Raw genomic sequence first — 17,158 nt, 5'->3', positions numbered from 1 at the left:
ACCTGCGGCTCGCGCTGAAAGTTGGTATCGGTAGGCGGCATTCGCGCCATCTACTTACCCCATGACATTTTCACAGCCTCCCGCACACCAGCCACAGTCCACCGGCTTGGACAAGAAGACCAGCGCGATCGCGTCCTACGCGCTGGGATGGCTCACCGGAATCATCTTCCTCTTCGTGGGGAAGAACGACCCCGATGTGAAATTCCATGCCTCGCAATCGATCGTCTTCTTCGGGGCGGTCTCGGTGGTCAATGTCGTTCTGAGCATCCTCGGTTCGCTCCTGGGAGCCCTGGGGATCATCATCAGCCTCGCCGGGCTCGCACTCGCGATCTTCGCGGTCGTCGTCTGGATCATGGCCATGGTCCAGGCGAACAACACCCGTGGCGTCCGCGCGGAGCTACCCATCGTCGGAAAGTTCGTGGCCCCGTATGCCGATCGGCTGGCCGACTCGGTCGCGTAGCGCGACAGCCGAAGTCACCCGAACGCCAACGGCCCGAGCCCAGCTCGGGCCGTTGGCGTTCGCGCCGGACGGGACGCGCTACGTCGACCGGACGTAGTCGAAGTTTCGGCTGTCCTGGTCCAGGGAGGTGAAGCTGGTCACCTGGGGGCTGGTGTTCTCGCAGAGGAAGACCGTGCTCTTGATCATGCCGGTGGCGTTCGCGGGGCGCGTGTCGCCGGGCGCGTGGTCGGTCATGCGCAGGGCGGCGCTGAATCCCCCCGAGGGCATCACCGCGAAGATTCCACTCCCGTTTCCATAGCTGACGCTGCGGAATGTCACTCCACCGGCGTCGTCGAATCGAATGACGTTCGCCGGATCTTCCCGGGCGGTGAATTCACCGAGAAAGTCGCCGAAATTCGTGCCGCAGCCGCCTTCGCCCATACTCGACGGCGCGGCGGCGATCATCCCGGCCCCGGACGCGATTATCAGTGCGGCCACCGCGGCGATTCTCGTACCCGGTCCAGCGGACATCGGTCTCCCTCTCGGTCGGGGTCGAGCAGCCCACTGAACAGCACCGACGGGATTCACCCGCCTCGACACGCCGAGTCGTGACCAAATTGTACGTTCTGTCGCGAATTGCGCGTGTCTACCTGAAAACGATTCATTTCGAGCACGTCATCCGTTGTGTCACAATGCGATTCGCCGCAGCGGAGTAGGCCGAACAGGCCGTGACATTCTGTTCACCTTCGAGATACGACGAATTGTGTTGAGCTGGTTGTAGCGTCCTGGGTCATGACGCATACGAAGCTCATCGGCCGGGTAGTCGCTGCGTTAGCTTGTGCAGCCTTGATCACATTGAATCCATCAGCAGCGTGGGGTTCCGGCGACCTCGCCGTACCCAACGCACCTGCCCCGGGAGCCGTGCCCAAGGGCCCGAACTCCGCCGGCGTCCCCGTCGTTCCGGAAAGGATCGTGCCCGCTCCCCCGCCTGTCGGCGCGGGACCACTCTGCCCCACGCTCTGAACTCCGCAGATCGACTCCACCGATCCGATGCCGGAAGGTTCTCACCGAACCTTCCGGCATCTGTGGTTTCAGCCCGGCCCCGTGCCGTCCGCTGGTCCGACCACCTCACCACCGAACCGGGAGAGTGGTCACACCACCGGTGAAGACGTTCTCCTGCTTGGCAACCGCGTCCGGGTCGACCTCGAGCGTCAGGCTCGGGAAGCGGGCCGCCAGTTGACCGATGGCGGCCTGCATCTCCATCCGAGCCAGCGGGGCTCCGGGGCAGTAGCGGGTGCCGTATCCGAAGGTGACGTGGGAACCCTCCTGGCGGGCGAGGTCGACTCGGTCGGGGTCGGTGAACACAGTGGGGTCGTGGTTGGCGGAGTTCAGGCCGAGCAGCACCATCTCCCCTGCCGCGACGTGGATTCCGGAAATCTCCAGATCCGTTCGCGCGTAGCGGGGCACGCTGGTCGCCTCGCACGCGCGCAGGAGTTCATCGACCGCGTTCGGGACCAGGTCGGGGTTCCGGTGCAGGCTCTGCCACAGACCCGGTCGCTCGAGCAGCATCAGCACGCCGACCCCGATCTGCACGACGGAGGTCTCGTGCCCGGCGAACAGCAGCGCCATGCCGTACATCGCGATGTCGTCGTCGCTCAGGTCGGGCACCTCGCACAGCCGCGACATCACATCCTCGCCCGGCGTGCGCCGTTTGAGTCGGGTCAGCGACGTGCAGTACTCGTACAGCGCCGCCGCACCCTGTAGCGCCTTGTCACGATCGTGGATGTCGCCCGACGCCTCAGTCCACGCGCGGAATCGATCTCGATCCTCGTACGGCACGCCGAGCAGCTCGCAGATCACCAGCAGCGGCAGCGGCAGGGCCAGGGCGGTGTGCAGGTCCGCCGAATTCCCTCGCGCGAGCATGGCATCGATCAGCTCCGAGGTCATCGCTTCCACGCGCGGCTGGAACTCGCGCATCCGCTTGATCGAGAAGTGCGGCGCCAGTACGGTTTTCATGCGCTTCTGATCGGCGAGCTCGGTCTCGAACTCACCCATGGGGCCACCGAAGAACACCGCCGCGCCCACTCGCGCCGCGGTATCCGGAGTGGGATGCGAGCGTCCGAGGCGGACATCGTTGAACAGGTCGCGCACCAGATGGTATCCGGTCGCGAGCCAGGCGGGATCACCGGTCGGTGTCCGCACCCGGCTCATCCCGTACGGGTGCGAGCCCGTGAGCGGGCACACGGCCAGGATCGGGGCGTCCGCGCTGGATTCGGTGGCCGGTTCCGGGGTCATGGCGATTCGCCTTTCGTTGTCAGGGATTTCGATTCCGAGCGCACCTTGCCCAACGCCTCGAGCAGGTCCTCCACCTCGGCACGCTCGCCGAGCAGGACGCTGTGGTGCACCAGCAGGGTGTGCTCGCGGTAGTGGTCCGCGCCGGGGAATTCACGACGGGCCGTCGCGGCGGCCTCGTCCCAGAAGTGCGCGAACCGGGGTTTGGTCCGCGGGCGCAGCAGTGCGCTGCGGTGCAGCGAGGGCCGGGGCGGGTACACCCTGGTGCCCAGCTCGGCCGTCACCGCGGCGGCGACCTGCTCGATGTCGGCGGACCCGAAAGTATCTGGCGCGAAACGAATCCCGTACTCGTATATCGCGCGCCGATCCACCGGTCCGGGAACCGGGATCGAGCCCAGACCGGGTATCGCGTGCAGTCCCGCCTCCAGTTCCTCGGCGCGCTGCTCGCGCCGCAGATGCTGATCGTCCAACCGGGACAACTGGTCGAGCAGCACCGCGGCGGTCAGCTCGGACATGCAGTAGTTGCCGCCCATCACCTCACCGAGTTCCACCAGCTCGTATTCCCCCGGCTGCGGCGCGTGCTCGGTGTAGCCGCGAGAGTCCGCACGCAACATGAGCATTCGCCGGTACAGGTCCTCGTCGTCGGTGACGGCCGCACCGCCCTCACCACCGGCGAGGGTCTTGGCGGCGCCGAGGCTGAATACCCCGATATCGCCGAAGGTTCCGACCGCGCGCCCCGCCCAGCGGGTGCCGTGGGCCTGCGAGCAGTCCTCGATCAGGGCGAGGCCGGCGATGCCGGTCACGGCGAGGATCGAGTCGAGTTGCACTGCGGTGCAGGCGAGATGGACCGCGATCACGGCCGTCGTCCGCGGGGTGATCGCCTCGCGCACGTGATCCGCCGTGACACAGCCGGTCTCGGGATCGACATCGACCAGCACCGGGATCGCCCCGACCCTCAGCACCGCGGTCGCGGGCGCGACCCAGGTCATGGCGGGCACGACGACCTCGTCGCCGGGCCCGATGCCGAGCGCCTCCAGCGCGATCACCAGCGCCCCGGATCCATGATCGACGCTCACGCCGTAGGCCGCCCCGTTGTACCGGGCGAAGGCCTCACCGAACACTCGCTCCCGCGACTTGCCTCCGCGTGGGCTGTACCAGCTCACCGACCAGCGTTGCGAGCGCAGTGCGGCGAGCAGTTCGTGCTCGGTGCGCTCGTCGTACCGAGGCCACCGAGGCCAGGGCACGCCGCTGCGAACCGGTGTGCCACCGTGAATCGCCAACATGTCGGACCTCCTACACCCGCACCGCGGCCGCGGTGGTCCGGGCCATCGCGTCCAGCGCCCGGCGGATCTCCGCGAGCGCGACATGCGTCAGTGGCAGCTCCCCGGTTCGTTCGGGCCGCCCGAGCCCGCGCAACAACACCATCGGCACCGCGTCCGCACGCGCGTCGAGGTATCCCTTCTTGTTGTCGTCCTTCACCACCGCCAGCACCTCCTCGACACCGACCGAACCCGGCAGACGCGGTTCCACACCGAGTCCGGTGACGATCTCATGGTGAATCCGGACCTCGTCATCGGAGAGCCATTCGCGTGCCCGGGAGATGTGCGCGGCCACCAGCATCCCCAGAGCTATCGCCTCGCCGTGCGCGACGCCCGCCGCTCCGCGCGCCCGATGATCGGAGATCTCGATGGCGTGTCCGACGGTGTGGCCGTACTCCAGCACCAATCCGGCGCGACGCTCGAAGGTGTCGTCCCGCGTCACCGCGGTCTTCGCTTCGATACTCGCGTCGAGCAACCAGGTCAGCGCCCGAGGCGTCGCGAGTTCGCCGGAGTCGATGATCGCACGCAGCTGATCGAGCGCCTCCGGGCGAATCGCCAGGCAGTTCTTCGCCATTTCGCACAGTCCCGAACGAAGTTCCCGCTCCGGCAGACTCGCGAACAACCGCACATCGGCATAGACCGCCGTCGGCGCGTAGTAGGTGCCCAGATGGTTCTTGCCGACCGGACTGTTGATGGCCTGCTTGAGCGAGAGGACCGAGTCCATGGCGGCAATGGTCGAGGTGGGGACGTGAACCAGCCGCACGCCCCGGAACAGCAGGTTCGCCATCAGTCCCGCGAGGTTCCCGGGCACACCGCCACCGAAGGACACCACCACCGAACGCCGGGTGACCCCCGCGCGCAAGGCCGTCTCGACATGGCTCGACAGGCACGCGAGGGTTTTCATCGATTCGCCCGGCCGGTGACTCAGGATGATCGAGGGAATTCCGCGCGCGAGCCGCTCCAGTAGTGGGCGATACAGCGCGAGGACGTGATCGTCGGTGACGAACACGAGGGTGTCGCACTCCATTCTTGCTATGGCGTCGCCGATCTCGTCGATGCAATCCTCACCGAAGAAGTACGGAAAAGACTGCTCGCCGAGACGAATTGCGCGCGACCGCAAAGTGATGGCCATCGGGTTGCTGCTCCTGATTCTGTGCCGTGTCGCTCCGAGAAGCGCCGAACGGCTCCAGCGCCGAACCGTCTTGCAAATATCGAATGGCAATCCTCGCTTGGCAACCGCTGAGATACCCCAGTCAGGAATCGCGGGCGGGCTCGGTACCACTGGCCGGGCGCACCGGTGCGCGAACTACCACCGCGAGTGGTGGCGAGGCAAGAAGTGATCTTGTACAACGGGACGCGCAGGCCTGTAGTCTGCGAAAACAGCTCGGCGGTACGGCATTACAGCAGGACGGAGACACCGTTGTCCCACAGCGAAATCGGAATGCTTCCGGTGGAATCTCCCAGGGTGGAATCACTGCGCGTGGAATCACCGCGCGTGGAATCACTGCGCGCGCCGTCACTGGCCGAATTCGTGCGCACCCGCCGCACTCGTTCGACCGGTCGGCGGCCGGGTGGTCTGACCCGCAAACAACTCGCCGAGGCCACGCACGCCAGCCTCGGCTATATCGCCAAGATCGAACAGGGCGACGCGCTCAATCCCGGGTCCGCCATCCTCGATTCCCTGGCCACCGTCCTGGGGCTGGACGCCGCCGAACGCATCCACCTGTATCACCTGGCGCGCCAGCGCCCCGCGCCGCGGACTCCGCGACCGCTGCGCCGCGAGGATCCGGCCGCCGCCACGGTGCGGACCATGCTGGAGGCGCTCATGCCGAATCTGGCGGCCGCGCTCGATGACGGCTGGCGCGTGGTCGATTGCAACAGCGCCTTCGATCGCGCGTTTCCGGGCCTGTACGAGAGCGGGCACGTCCTGCAGTGGCTGTTCACCGATCCGCGCGCCCGGATGGTCGTCGAGGAGTGGGAGTGGGAGGCGCGCCTGATGGCCGGGCGCTTCCGCGCCTACGCGGCCCGCGCGCAGGACCGCGACGATATCGAGCGGGTGCTGCGAGTCCTGGGTGAGCACGCGGACTTTCGCCGATTGTGGGAGGACACGCACGTGCACATCGGTCGGCCGGACTCCACCTTCCGACTGCGAAATCCCGAGACCGCCACCATCTTCGAGGTGACCGTGCAGCGGTATCGCAGCACCGCGCCCGAGGCATCGCATCAACTGTTCATCGGGCTGCTCGGTCGCGGTGCCGCGACCTGATCCGCCCGGACGGGCGCGTCAGTCGGGCAGGTCGGTGAGGTACCCGCGCAGCAGGGCGTTGAACTCGTCGGCGTGGGTGAGGTTCGGGGCCATGGCCGCGCCGGCGATGGTGTGCACGACGGTCGGGGTGGCGAACCCGCCCGCGATTTCGAGTGCGTCCTCCTCGCTCGCGGTCTGATCACCCAGACCGCGCAACACCAGTGCCGGAGCGATGATGTCGCCCAGCAGCGGCAGCACCGAATCCCGATTCATCAGGCATTCGCCCGACAGCTGGATTCGGCGGCGGTCACCGGCCAGCCATTTGGCGCGCCAGGGCAATTGGTCCGACATGGTGCCACCGATCATCAACGCCGAGACCATCTTGATGGTCGGCGTGGGCCACTCGGTACCGATCCAGGCTTCGAACACCTCCCGATAGCCGGCGCGGCGCTGGGCGGTCATGGCGGTGGCCGTGGAGCCGCAGACGATCAGCCCGCGCACCCGCGGGCGGGCCAGCAGCGCCATCCGGACCGCGGTGAACGCACCGTGTCCGACACCGCCCACCACCACCCGATCGAGGTCGAGGTGATCGGCCACGGCCCAGGCGTCCCGGGCCAGATCCCAGTAACTGAAAGGCGTTCCGTCGTCCTCGGATTCGCCGTGACCCCGCGCGTCGATGGCGATCACCCGGTGGTCCCGGGACAGCTCCGCCTTCTGCGGCTCGAACATCTCGTTGTCCATGAAAATGCTGTGGCCCAGCACGATCGCCGGTCCGGATCCCCCCGAATCGGTGTAGTGAATCTTCGCTCCCCCACGAGCAATAAACGGCATCCCCGGACTGTACGGCAACAATTCGATGGCGAACGTTGCACCGAAGTGTGAAAAATACTGCACACCAATACAATCCGGGGCATACCATTTGTCCGGTATTCACGCGTAGCTCAGCCGGCCGACCGGGGGCTCCGGAAGGTCAGCGCGACCACGAACGTCAGGGCCGCGATACCCGCAGCGGCGGCGAACGCGGTGGTCATACCACTGACCAGCGCATGCTGCGCCGATCCACCCGCACCGCGCGAGACGCTGCCGAAGATCGTCACCAGGATCGCCAGGCCCAGCGAGGCCCCGGTCTGCTGCAGCGTCTGCAGCGCACCGCCCGCCGCACCCGCCTCGTGTGGGTCCACATTCGACATGATGATCACGTTCAGCGGCGAGACCGACAACCCCATCCCGAGCCCGATAAGCGACATCGCGATGAACAGCACCGGGAAGTACCCGGTGTCGGCCGAGAGCTGCGTCAGCACCAGCAGCCCCGCGACCAGCAGTGCCGCACCGGTCATGACCAGCGGCTTCGGACCGAAACGGGGCAGCAGCCGCGGAATCGTGCGGATCATGGCGAACATCAGCACGGCCGTCGGCAGGAACGCGAAACCGGTTGCCAGCGCGCTCAATTCGAGGATGTCCTGCAGGAACTGAGTCAGGAAGAAGAACATCGACATGCCCGCCATCGGGGCCAGGAACATATTGGCGTAGGCGGCGGCGCGATTGCGATCGGCGAACAGCCGCAGCGGCAACAACGGTTGTGCCGCACGCGATTCGATGACCAGGAAGGCCACGATCAGGATCACGCCGACCGCCAGCGAGATATCGGTGGCGGAGTCACCCCAGCCGTGCGAGGCCGCGCTGATGAAGCCGTACACCAGGGCCGCGACACCACCGGTGGCGGTCAGCGCGCCCGGCAGATCCAGGCGGGCCGGTTGACGCTCGGCGTCGGGCAGGTAGCGCAGCGCGAAGGCGACCACGGCCAGGCCGAACGGCACGTTGATGAACAGCACCGATCGCCAGCTCAACCATTCGGTGAGCAGACCGCCGAGGATCAGGCCGACCGCGAACCCGGCGCTGGACATACCGGAGAAGAGCGCCAGCACTCGAATTCGAGCCTTGGGCTCACGGAACGTGGTGGTCAGCAGCGCGAGCGTGCTGGGTCCGGCCATCGCCGCGCCGACACCCTGCAGCACCCGGGCGATGAGCAGCCAGGTGGCCGAGGGCGCCAGACCGCCGGCGAAGGAGGCGAGCGTGAACAGGGTCGCCCCGGCGATGAACAGGTTGCGGCGGCCGAACAGATCGCCCGCGCGACCGCCGAGCAGCAGCAGTCCGCCGAAGGCCAGGGTGTAGGCGTTCATCACCCAGGACAGGGTGGTCGCGGTGAAGTGCAGATCGGCCTGGATGGGCGGTAGCGCCACATTCATCACCGTGATGTCCAGGACCATCATCAATTGGCAGGTCAGCAGGGTGGCCAGCACGATGCCCGATCGAAGTGGGCGAGCGACTGGGGGTACGGACACAGCGGTATCCGCGGAGTAGGTCGTGCTCAAGGAGGGCTCCATCGAATGGGAATTAAACGGAGGCAGCCTCCGTTTCCGATAGAGCTATCATATGGAGGGCCCCTCCACTTCCGCAAGTCTATCCGGAGGGTCCATCCGTTTTCTACTGGAGGGCACGTGGAAGCAGCATCGCCGGCGAAGCCGATGCGCGCCGATGCGCGGCGCAACTACGACCGCATCATGCTCGCGGCGCAGGAGGCGTTCGCCGAACAGGGACCCGACGCACCGCTCGAGGAGATCGCGCGCCGCGCGGGTGTCGGAATCGGCACGCTCTACCGGCATTTCGCGAACCGGGACGTGCTGATCGAAGCCGTCTACCGCTCCAATATCGAACAGCTCAGCGCACGCGCACACGAACTGCTCGACACCGAGTCGCCCACACGGGCTTTGGAACTGTGGCTGCGCGCCCAGGTGGACTGGGTGATGGCCAACCGCAGTCTGGCCACCACCCTCAAGGCGGGCATGGACCACAACACCCCGACCTTCATGCTCTGCCGGACCGCCATCATCGGCGCGGCCACGGCCGTGCTGGAGGCCGCGCAATCCGAAGGCACGATCCGCGCCGATATCGAACCACGGGACCTGCTGCGATTCGGGCACGGCATCGGCGTCGCGTGCGAGACCACACCCGAATCGGCCGACCGTCTCCTCGCGGTGACCCTCGACGGCCTGCGGACCGCGCCGCCGAGTCACTGAACCGGCGACGGACTCGCGTTCGCGCCGCGCACCGCGGGCGAGCCCGGTGTTCGGCGAACCGTTGCGGGAGAGCCTGCCTCAGCGACCCGCCGGAATGGTCGCCCCGGTGAGTTCCACCGAGCGCACCCGGTCGGCGATCTCGGTGGCATGGTGAACCGTGACGAGTTCGTCGGCGGCGATCGAGTCGGCGAAATCGTCGAGGTAGGCGGCGACTTCCACGTCCGTGCCCACGGCGGTGCACGACATCATGCCCGCGATCTGCGCACCGCCCGGTGAGGCCAGGAACGCGTCGATCTCGCTGTCGGGCAGCGCGTCGTCCTGCGGCCCGCGCCGGATCAACATTCTGGTCTGGGCACGGTAGGCGACCACCTTCTGCGCCTGCGCCTGCTCGCGGGTCCGGGCCGCGAAGACGTTCACACTCGCCAGCACGTACGGCTCGGACAGCTGCTCGGACGGCTGAAAGCGGTCTCGATAGACCGCGACGGCCTCGTGCACCAGATCGGGGGCGAAATGCGCGGCGAAGGCATACGGCAGGCCGAGGTGCGCGGCCAGCTGCGCCCCGAACAACGAGGTGCCCAGGATGTAGAGCGGCACAACGCCTTCCGCCAGCGGTATCGATTGCACACCGGGCACCCGGGAGCGACCGGTGAGGTAGCCCTGCACCTCCAGCACATCCTGCGGGAACGAGTCCACCGCCGAGACGTTGCGCCGAAGTGCCTGCACCGCCTTGGAATTCGCGCCCGTCGCCCGCCCCAGCCCGAGGTCGATCCGACCGGGGAACAGCGTCTCGAGCGTGCCGAACTGCTCCGCGATCACCAGGGGCGCGTGATGCGGCAGCATGATGCCGCCCGCGCCGACCCGGATGGTCTGCGTACGGGCCGCGATATGACCGATGAGCACGCTGGTGGCGCTCGAGGCGATGGTCCCGATGTTGTGATGCTCGGCGTACCAGATGCGCTGATATCCAGCGCGTTCGGCCGCCTGCGCGAGCGCCACACTGTTGCCGAAACTCTCGCGCGCGGTGCGGCCGCGCGCGATCGGGGCCAGGTCGAGAATGGACAGGGCGAACCGGCGGGCAGTCACGATCATCGATCGTAGGGCTGCTCGCCGGCGCCGACACCCCTTCGAATCGGCGTGAATTTGATTCCGGCAGTATCCCTTTCAGATACCGCGAGTGATGCTCGGGCGTCCCGGGCTCAGCGGTCGCGATGCGCGACGAGCTGGGCCAGGGCGGTCAGATCGGCGGACGCGATGTCCGGAGGCAGCGCGTCGAGTGCCGATTGCAGTGCGGTGGCGGCGCGTTGGGCGGTGTGGTCGCGACCGCCGGCCTCCTCGACCAGGTTCGCCGCCCGGGCCGCGCGGGCGGCGGTGATGGGCTGGCGCGCCTGATAGATGCGCGCGAGCTCCCGGCCCGCGGCGGTGTCCGAGGACAGGGCGCACACCACCGGATAGGACTGCTTGCGGTGGATCAGGTCGCTGTGGGCGGGCTTGCCGGTGACCTCCGGATCGCCCCAGATGTCCATCGCGTCGTCGACCAGCTGGAAGACCAGTCCGATCTCGCAGCCGAAGGTGTGCATGGCCGACACCGTGCGGTGGTCGGCCCCGGCGCACAGTGCGCCGAGAGCACACGCACAGCCCAGCAGCGCACCGGTCTTACCGGCGGCCATGGACAGGTACTCCTGGGCGCTCACACTCTCCCGGGTCTCGAACGCGCAGTCCTGGTACTGACCTCGACACAGGGTGACCGTGGCGCGAGCGAGCCGAATGACCGCCTCGGCGGTCACCGGCTCGGGTACACCGTCCGAGAGCACGCCCAGGGCCAGCGCCTGCAGCGCGTCTCCCAGCAGCGTCGCATTGGTCTCGCCCCAGACCCGCCAGACGGTCGGACGACCGTGCCGGAACGGATCGGTGTCCATGACGTCGTCGTGCACCAGCGAGAAGTTGTGCAGCAGTTCCACCGCCGCGGCCGCGTGCACCGCCTCCTGTGCCGGCCCGCCGCACGCGGTGGCGGCGGCGAAGGTCAGAGCCGGGCGCAGCGCTTTGCCCTGTGCCCCGGCGAATTCCACGCCGTCCGCGTCACACCAGCCGAAGTGGTAGCCCGCCATCCGGTCCATCGGATCGGCCAGTGAGGCGATCGCCGCGCGCAGCACGGGTTCGATGGCCCCTCTCGCCTCGGACAGCTGTCTTCGGGCCCGCCGCTCGATCAGAACGTCGAGAGTTCGCGGTGTGGATTCCGCTGCCCGAGGGCAGGTTTCGGTATGCCCGACCATTTTGGTCGCCGCGATTCTGGAGAGCCCCCATCGACGTCCACCGTCGAGGAGGTGTCCCACTGTCGTTCTGTTCGGTTTCGACGGTCGCATGATCGGCCCCGCTCACTCGGACAAAGCTTCCCCGACTGCCCGTCCGTGGCAGGGCAGCCATGCACGGAGAAGCCGATGGACCCACTCGGCCCGAAACCTCCCGGCCACGTGGGTATTTCATTCGGCAACTGCCGATAGGATCGCCGCTCAGGTGAGCGGCGAGCCGTGCTCGAGCGCCTCCTGAGGTGCGCTGGTGTATCGGGCGGCTTGATAGTGGTAGTCGAAGTTGGCCCGCACGTAGATCGTGTAATTGTGTGCGGTGGCCAGCGTGTCGGCGCGATCCTCGCCGTCCAGGCCCGCGTCGTCGAGCTCGATGGCGAGCCGCTTGCGGGCATCGGTCATCCGATCCACGCACTCGGTGAGCATGCCGTTGACCAGTTCCAGGGACTGAGTACGGGTGTGGCCGTAGTGGTATTCGGCCAGCAGCACCGAGTTGTACAGATAGCCCGATGCTTCGTCCGAGGCGACCGAGAGCACATCGTTGAACAGGCCCATATGCTCGACCGCGGCTTCACGCAGACTCTTCATGGCGGGCAGATGGCGCGCGCCGGGCGACAGATCCACGCCCTCGGCGATTTCGCTGATGTCCAGGAACACGAACAGCGCCACACCATCTCGCCGATGCGCGCGATAGGTCTCGAGATCGGGCAGGTTGCCCGAGAGGCGGCCCACGCTCTCGGCGTAGTAGGTCCAGAGCCAGCTGCGCATCTCGTCGCGCACGCTCTCTCGCCAGTCGGTGGATCGCCCGTGCGACAGGCGTTTCCAGAGATCGGCGAGCGCCACGGCCAGCACACCCTGTGGCTCGCTACCGTCCAGCACCGCGATCAGCGCCCGCACGGCATCCAAACACCGTTGCGGGTCGGGGATCTCGATGTCGAATTGGTCGTCGACCACGAAGGCCCAGGCGCAGTACTGACTCAGCAGCGTCAACGACTCGACGTCCGCGCGGGGGCACCACAGCGCGTACATCCGCGTCGGTCGGGTGCGCTCCATTCGCCGACGCGTCAATTCGGTAGGTATGAGCCCGTATTGCACGAGCCACGCCCACATCCCGGCTTCGGCCTCGACCTCCGCGGGGTTGGCCCCCGCGGGATCGAACGGCATGAAGAATTCGTAAGCTTCCATCGAAACTACCTATCCTGCAGCCATTTTACCCACGCCATCTTAACCAACAAGACAATTCGGGCAGACACGCCGACCCGTTCTCCGGGAAATCGCTGACATCACCGCAAAACTGGCGCCGAACGACGCACGGAGCCGACGAATCTACCCCCGGCCGCGCCGGTGCTGGCCAGAGCCACGACAGCCACCGCGGCCGACGCGCGCAGCACACGACCGCCCGGTAGCGGATCGCTGGCAGCAACCACACCGGCCAGTATCGAACCTGTCAGCACGCCCAGCACACCACAGCGTCCCGGACCACCCAGTCTATTCCCCGATTCCGTTGGGCCGCATGATCAATCCGACGCCCTCGGCCAGAGCCGCCTCCGTGGGGGCGCTGTCGGGATCGATGAGATATTGGGCCGCGACGCCGATGAGCAGCGCTTGATACATCGCCCCGAGACTCCGCGCGGCATCGGGATCCACATCGTCCACCCCCTCGAAGAGCCGGGCCAGACCCGAACGCGCTTCCAGCACAACGGTTGCCAACTGTTCGCGGGTTTCGGGGTGGGACAGGGCATCGAACGTGGCGGCCCACACCCCGCGATGGGTGGCGATCGAGTCGCGAACCACTTCCCATCGGTTCGCGAAGCGCCGCAGCGGGTCCGATTCGGAGTCGCCCGAATTCTCCAGCGCGCGAGCGAGATCGACTCCCCATTCCCGGGTCGCCTCGGACAACGCGGCGGTGAGCAGCGCCTCCTTCGAGCCGAAGTGATAGCCGATCGCCGCCATGCTCACCCCGGAGGCGGTGGCGATATCGCGCACGGTGGTGCGGGCATACCCCTTCTCGAACAGGCATCGGCGGGCGCCGGCCAGTAGATCCTCGCGATTTCCCATGCCCGACACTGTAGCGCATTTGCCTCAGACATTTGTCTTGCACAAATGCCCAAACGATGGTTACCGTGGCGGACATGCGAGAGATGACCAATCACAACGTCCTGATCTCCGGCGCGAGCATCGCCGGGCCCGCGCTCGCCTTCTGGCTCGAGCGCTACGGCTTCACGCCGACGATCGTCGAGAAGGCCCCGGCCCTGCGGCAGGGCGGGCAGGCCATCGACGTGCTGGGCACCGCGACGGAGATCGTGCGGCGCATGGGGCTGCTCGAGCGGGTCCAGGCGGCGAGCACCGGCAAGCGCGGCACCTCGTACGTGGACGTGCACGGCACGGTGCGCGCCAGTATCAGCAGTGAGGTGTTCAACGGGGTGGGAGCCAACGGCGACACCGAGATTCAGCGCGGCGACCTGGCGCAGGTGCTGTACGACGCCACCAGCGACAAGGTCGACTATCTCTTCGGAGATTCCATCACGGCGATGGTCCAGGACCAGGACGGCGTCCACGTCACCTTCGAGCACTCCCCCGCGCGCACCTTCGATCTGGTGATCGGCGCGGACGGCGTCCACTCTCACACCCGCAGGCTCGCCTTCGGTCCGGAATCGGACTTCCTGCGGCACATGGGCTACTACATCGCGATCTACACCACGCCCAACCTGCTGAATCTGGATCACTGGGAGTACGACTACAACACCCCCGGCACCATCGCCGGCAGCTACAGCGCCCGCCACAACACCCAGGCCAAGGCGATTTTCGCGTGGGCCTCGGATCCGATCGACCACGACTACCGCGACGGCGCGGCGCAGCGCCGCATCCTGTGCGACACCTTCGCCGGACAGGGCTGGGAGGTGCCGCGACTCTTGGCGGAACTGCCTGCGGCACAGGACTTCTACTTCGATGCGATGGCCCAGATCCGCATGCGGTCCTGGTCGACGGGCCGTGTCGCGCTCGTCGGGGACGCCGGGTACTGCGCCTCCCCGCTCTCCGGACAGGGCGCGAACCTGTCACTGGTCGGCGCGTACGTGCTGGCCGGACAGCTGGCGACCGCCGCGGGCGAGCACACCGCGGCGTTCGCCGGATACGAGCGGGAGATGCGGCCCATGGTCGATGCCTGTCAGAAGTTCGCCGAGGGCGTGGGCGGCTGGTACGCGCCGAACAGCCGCACGATGATCCGCGTGCGGGACCTGAACGTGCGGCTGCTGCCGTACCTGCCGTGGCGTGGGCTCATCGGCGGCGCTCCGCAGAAGGTCGCCCGCACCATCGAGGCCGCGGCATACGTCTAGTCCGACCAGGACGAGCTGGGCAGCGTTCCGACGAGTTCCATTGCCGCTGTCTATAACTCGGGAAACAGCAAGATCATCGGGCGGGTCGTCGTACGCTCGGGCACCGAACTGAAACACGTATCAGCATTATCGGAGGCCCTCCATGCTGTCCCTGCAGGAAATCTCGGATCGACTCGAAATTCAGGATCTGCTGGTGCGCTATTCGCACGCGGTGGACACCCACCAGTGGGAACTGCTGGACGAGCTGTTCACCGCCGACGCCCGGATCGATTACACGGCCATGGGCGGACCGGCCGGAGATCTGGAGTCCACCAAGAAGTTCCTGGCCTCGGTGATGCCGAATTTCCCGGCCTTTCAGCACCTGGTGAGCAATTCCTCGATCGAGATCGACGGTGACCGGGCCTCGGCCCGCACCATGTGCCACAACCCGATGCTCCTGGCCGGGGACGACGGGCACCAGCGGCTCATGCTCTGCGGCCTCTGGTACCTCGACAGCTTCGTGCGCGTCGACGACCGCTGGCGCATCCGCCAGCGGGTCGAGGAGAAGAGCTATATGTTCTTGGCGACCGACGCCGTGCCGACCAACTGATCGAACAGGTCGCGGTAACCGCGCAGCGCCTGGCGCAGGGCCTCGGTGTCCACGTCCTGCCCCTGTGACCAACCACTTTCGAGCTGCTGACGACGCTGAGCGCAACTGTCGGTCAGCTGACGGATCGCATCGTCGACCAGAGTGTCGGCCCGCGAGACCGCGTCCTTCGGGTCGTCCACGAACTGGGTCTGCACCTCGCGCCACTCCTCGCGCAAACGGCGCTGATCGGCCTCGGCGAGCAGTCGGCTACCGTCATCGCCCGCAGCGGGAACGGAGCCGGTACCCGGGCTGGGCGCGGAGTCGACGCCCGACAACGAGTCGTACCGTGTGCTCTGGGGCGAGTCATAGCCCGGAGCCGAGTTCGAATCGTTCGAGAACTCGGTGGAGCTTTCGCCGTCGAGGCGTTCGGTGTCGAGGCGTTCGGTGCCGGTGTGCCCGACCCCACCCGCCTCGATGTCATCGCGTGCGGACTCACCGTGCGTGAGCCGCTCGGGGTCGGACTGCTCGGAATTCAGCCGCGCGCTGTCGAGCCCCTCGGGATCACGACGATCCGGATCCAGAGCCGAATCCGCTTCCGGATCCTCCGCCCAGGTCCGGTCGGCGTCCGCGCGGTCGAACTGCGAGGTCTCCGGATGCGTGCCCGGGGCGCGCACTCCCCTCGAGTTCTCCTCGTCCGTGCCGATGATCGCGTCGTCGGTGCCGATATTCTTGGCGCTGGTGTCGTGTGTACTCATGTGTTCACCTCTGAATTGTCGAGCGAATTACTTGTTGTGCGTGGCGGGCTTACTTGTTGTGCGTGGCGGGCTCGGTGCGGTTGCGCCCCGGCTCGATGTAGTCCGCGGGGATGTTCTCGGTACGACCCGCTGTCCCATCGGTACGGTCGTGTGCCGCGGCCTCGGGTCGAATATCGAGGTCCGACACCTGCGAGCGATCCGATACCGGTGACTGAACCCGCTCGGGAGCGGTCTCCGCGCGGTCGGGCGTGGGAGTGCGATCGGGACTCGACTGCTCGGAATGACCGTTACCCAGCACATCCAGGACCAGCTCGCGGTAGTTCACCAGCGCCGTCCGCATGTCCTCGGTCGAGACCTCGCCCCGGCCCGCCCGCTGCGCGGTGCCGTGCGCGGCGCGGAAGCGGTCCAGCGGACCCGCGTGCTCCACGGACAGATCCGCGACCTGCTGGTCGAAACTCTCTGTGGGGTAACCACGTTCACGCATCACCTGGGTGAGCAGCTGATCCGCGGCGTTCAACGCTCCCGCCGGATCGTCGATGAACTGCTCCTGCACATGCGACCACTGCATCTCGTAGCGGCGCTTGTCCTCGGCGGGCAGCTCACGCAGGGGCAGCTCCTCATGGCGGCGCTTGCGCTCGGCCAGCTCGCGCTCGGCCTCGCGACGGCTGTCCGACTCCTGTACGGCCCGGTCGTATTCGGTTCCGAACGTGTCGCGCAGCTTCCGGCTGCGCATCTGCGGCAGCATCACGAACGCGATCACCGCCGCCGCCACGATCACCACCAGTACGACGATTATCGCTGTCATTGCACCCGACATCTGAAACCTCC

17 protein-coding genes are annotated in these 17,158 nt (G+C 67.1%); 5 read left to right on the top strand and 12 right to left on the bottom strand.

The features are described 5' to 3' along the window. The first annotated feature begins 61 nt into the window (after window positions 1-61). Entirely contained in the window at window positions 62-460 is a 399-nt protein-coding gene (locus tag NJ1_RS01115; protein ID WP_067686074.1) for a DUF4870 domain-containing protein, read from the top strand. Window positions 461-538: 78 nt separating this feature from the next. Here NJ1_RS01115 and NJ1_RS01110 read toward each other — a convergent pair whose 3' ends face one another. The 4 genes from NJ1_RS01110 to NJ1_RS01095 form a co-directional block, all read right to left on the bottom strand. Then, a complete protein-coding gene (locus NJ1_RS01110; RefSeq protein ID WP_067686072.1) occupies window positions 539-937 on the bottom strand; it encodes a hypothetical protein in 399 nt (132 codons plus the stop codon). A gap of 630 nt (window positions 938-1,567) precedes the next feature. Further along, window positions 1,568-2,734, bottom strand: coding sequence for a cytochrome P450 (locus tag NJ1_RS01105; protein WP_245717166.1), 1,167 nt, complete (start codon window positions 2,732-2,734; stop codon window positions 1,568-1,570). Then, a complete protein-coding gene (locus NJ1_RS01100) occupies window positions 2,731-4,014 on the bottom strand; it encodes a DegT/DnrJ/EryC1/StrS aminotransferase family protein (protein WP_067686070.1) in 1,284 nt (427 codons plus the stop codon). The genes NJ1_RS01105 and NJ1_RS01100 overlap by 4 nt, the downstream gene beginning before the upstream one ends. Before the next feature lie 10 nt (window positions 4,015-4,024). After that, entirely contained in the window at window positions 4,025-5,182 is a 1,158-nt protein-coding gene (locus tag NJ1_RS01095) for a 2-deoxy-scyllo-inosose synthase (protein ID WP_067686068.1), read from the bottom strand. A gap of 333 nt (window positions 5,183-5,515) precedes the next feature. On the opposite strand from NJ1_RS01095, the gene NJ1_RS01090 reads away from it, so the two are divergent. Further along, complete coding sequence (locus tag NJ1_RS01090; RefSeq protein ID WP_067686066.1) at window positions 5,516-6,316, top strand: helix-turn-helix domain-containing protein; 801 nt, start codon at window positions 5,516-5,518, stop codon at window positions 6,314-6,316. A gap of 18 nt (window positions 6,317-6,334) precedes the next feature. Here the strand turns inward: NJ1_RS01090 and NJ1_RS01085 are convergent, their stop codons facing one another. Together NJ1_RS01085 and NJ1_RS01080 are read right to left on the bottom strand one after the other, a co-directional pair. After that, window positions 6,335-7,126 carry an alpha/beta fold hydrolase gene (locus NJ1_RS01085; protein WP_067686064.1) on the bottom strand — a complete coding sequence of 264 codons (792 nt, stop codon included), beginning with the start codon at window positions 7,124-7,126 and terminating at the stop codon, window positions 6,335-6,337. Between the two features lie 110 nt (window positions 7,127-7,236). Continuing rightward, on the bottom strand, window positions 7,237-8,667 hold the full coding sequence (locus NJ1_RS01080; RefSeq protein WP_245717165.1) for an MFS transporter: 1,431 nt from the start codon (window positions 8,665-8,667) through the stop codon (window positions 7,237-7,239). A gap of 126 nt (window positions 8,668-8,793) precedes the next feature. Here NJ1_RS01080 and NJ1_RS01075 point away from each other — a divergent pair, with 126 nt between their 5' ends. Continuing rightward, entirely contained in the window at window positions 8,794-9,372 is a 579-nt protein-coding gene (locus tag NJ1_RS01075) for a TetR/AcrR family transcriptional regulator (RefSeq protein WP_084477611.1), read from the top strand. Between the two features lie 78 nt (window positions 9,373-9,450). Here NJ1_RS01075 and NJ1_RS01070 read toward each other — a convergent pair whose 3' ends face one another. The 4 genes from NJ1_RS01070 to NJ1_RS01055 form a co-directional block, all read right to left on the bottom strand. Beyond that, window positions 9,451-10,455, bottom strand: coding sequence for an LLM class flavin-dependent oxidoreductase (locus NJ1_RS01070; protein ID WP_245717164.1), 1,005 nt, complete (start codon window positions 10,453-10,455; stop codon window positions 9,451-9,453). Between the two features lie 113 nt (window positions 10,456-10,568). Further along, entirely contained in the window at window positions 10,569-11,642 is a 1,074-nt protein-coding gene (locus NJ1_RS01065) for a polyprenyl synthetase family protein (protein ID WP_084477610.1), read from the bottom strand. A 237-nt stretch (window positions 11,643-11,879) separates the two neighbouring features. Beyond that, the gene (locus NJ1_RS01060; RefSeq protein WP_157573677.1) at window positions 11,880-12,857 is read right to left on the bottom strand and encodes a terpene synthase family protein; all 978 of its coding nucleotides are present in this window, start codon (window positions 12,855-12,857) and stop codon (window positions 11,880-11,882) included. Between the two features lie 303 nt (window positions 12,858-13,160). After that, entirely contained in the window at window positions 13,161-13,730 is a 570-nt protein-coding gene (locus NJ1_RS01055; protein WP_067686053.1) for a TetR/AcrR family transcriptional regulator, read from the bottom strand. Between the two features lie 74 nt (window positions 13,731-13,804). Here NJ1_RS01055 and NJ1_RS01050 point away from each other — a divergent pair, with 74 nt between their 5' ends. Next, complete coding sequence (locus NJ1_RS01050; RefSeq protein ID WP_245717163.1) at window positions 13,805-15,007, top strand: FAD-dependent monooxygenase; 1,203 nt, start codon at window positions 13,805-13,807, stop codon at window positions 15,005-15,007. A gap of 142 nt (window positions 15,008-15,149) precedes the next feature. Beyond that, the gene (locus NJ1_RS01045) at window positions 15,150-15,596 is read left to right on the top strand and encodes a nuclear transport factor 2 family protein (protein WP_067686049.1); all 447 of its coding nucleotides are present in this window, start codon (window positions 15,150-15,152) and stop codon (window positions 15,594-15,596) included. Here the strand turns inward: NJ1_RS01045 and NJ1_RS01040 are convergent. Next, the gene (locus tag NJ1_RS01040) at window positions 15,557-16,330 is read right to left on the bottom strand and encodes a hypothetical protein (RefSeq protein WP_067686047.1); all 774 of its coding nucleotides are present in this window, start codon (window positions 16,328-16,330) and stop codon (window positions 15,557-15,559) included. The two genes, NJ1_RS01045 and NJ1_RS01040, sit on opposite strands and share 40 nt — an antisense overlap. A 49-nt stretch (window positions 16,331-16,379) precedes the next feature. Next, entirely contained in the window at window positions 16,380-17,135 is a 756-nt protein-coding gene (locus NJ1_RS39955) for a hypothetical protein (RefSeq protein WP_067686045.1), read from the bottom strand. Between the last annotated feature and the right edge of the window lie 23 nt (window positions 17,136-17,158).

The organism is Nocardia jejuensis NBRC 103114, assembly GCF_001613145.1.
Lineage (GTDB): Bacteria > Actinomycetota > Actinomycetes > Mycobacteriales > Mycobacteriaceae > Nocardia > Nocardia jejuensis.
The sequence above is the reverse complement of the archived record's forward strand: the minus strand, read 5'-3'. Positions and strand labels throughout refer to the sequence as shown.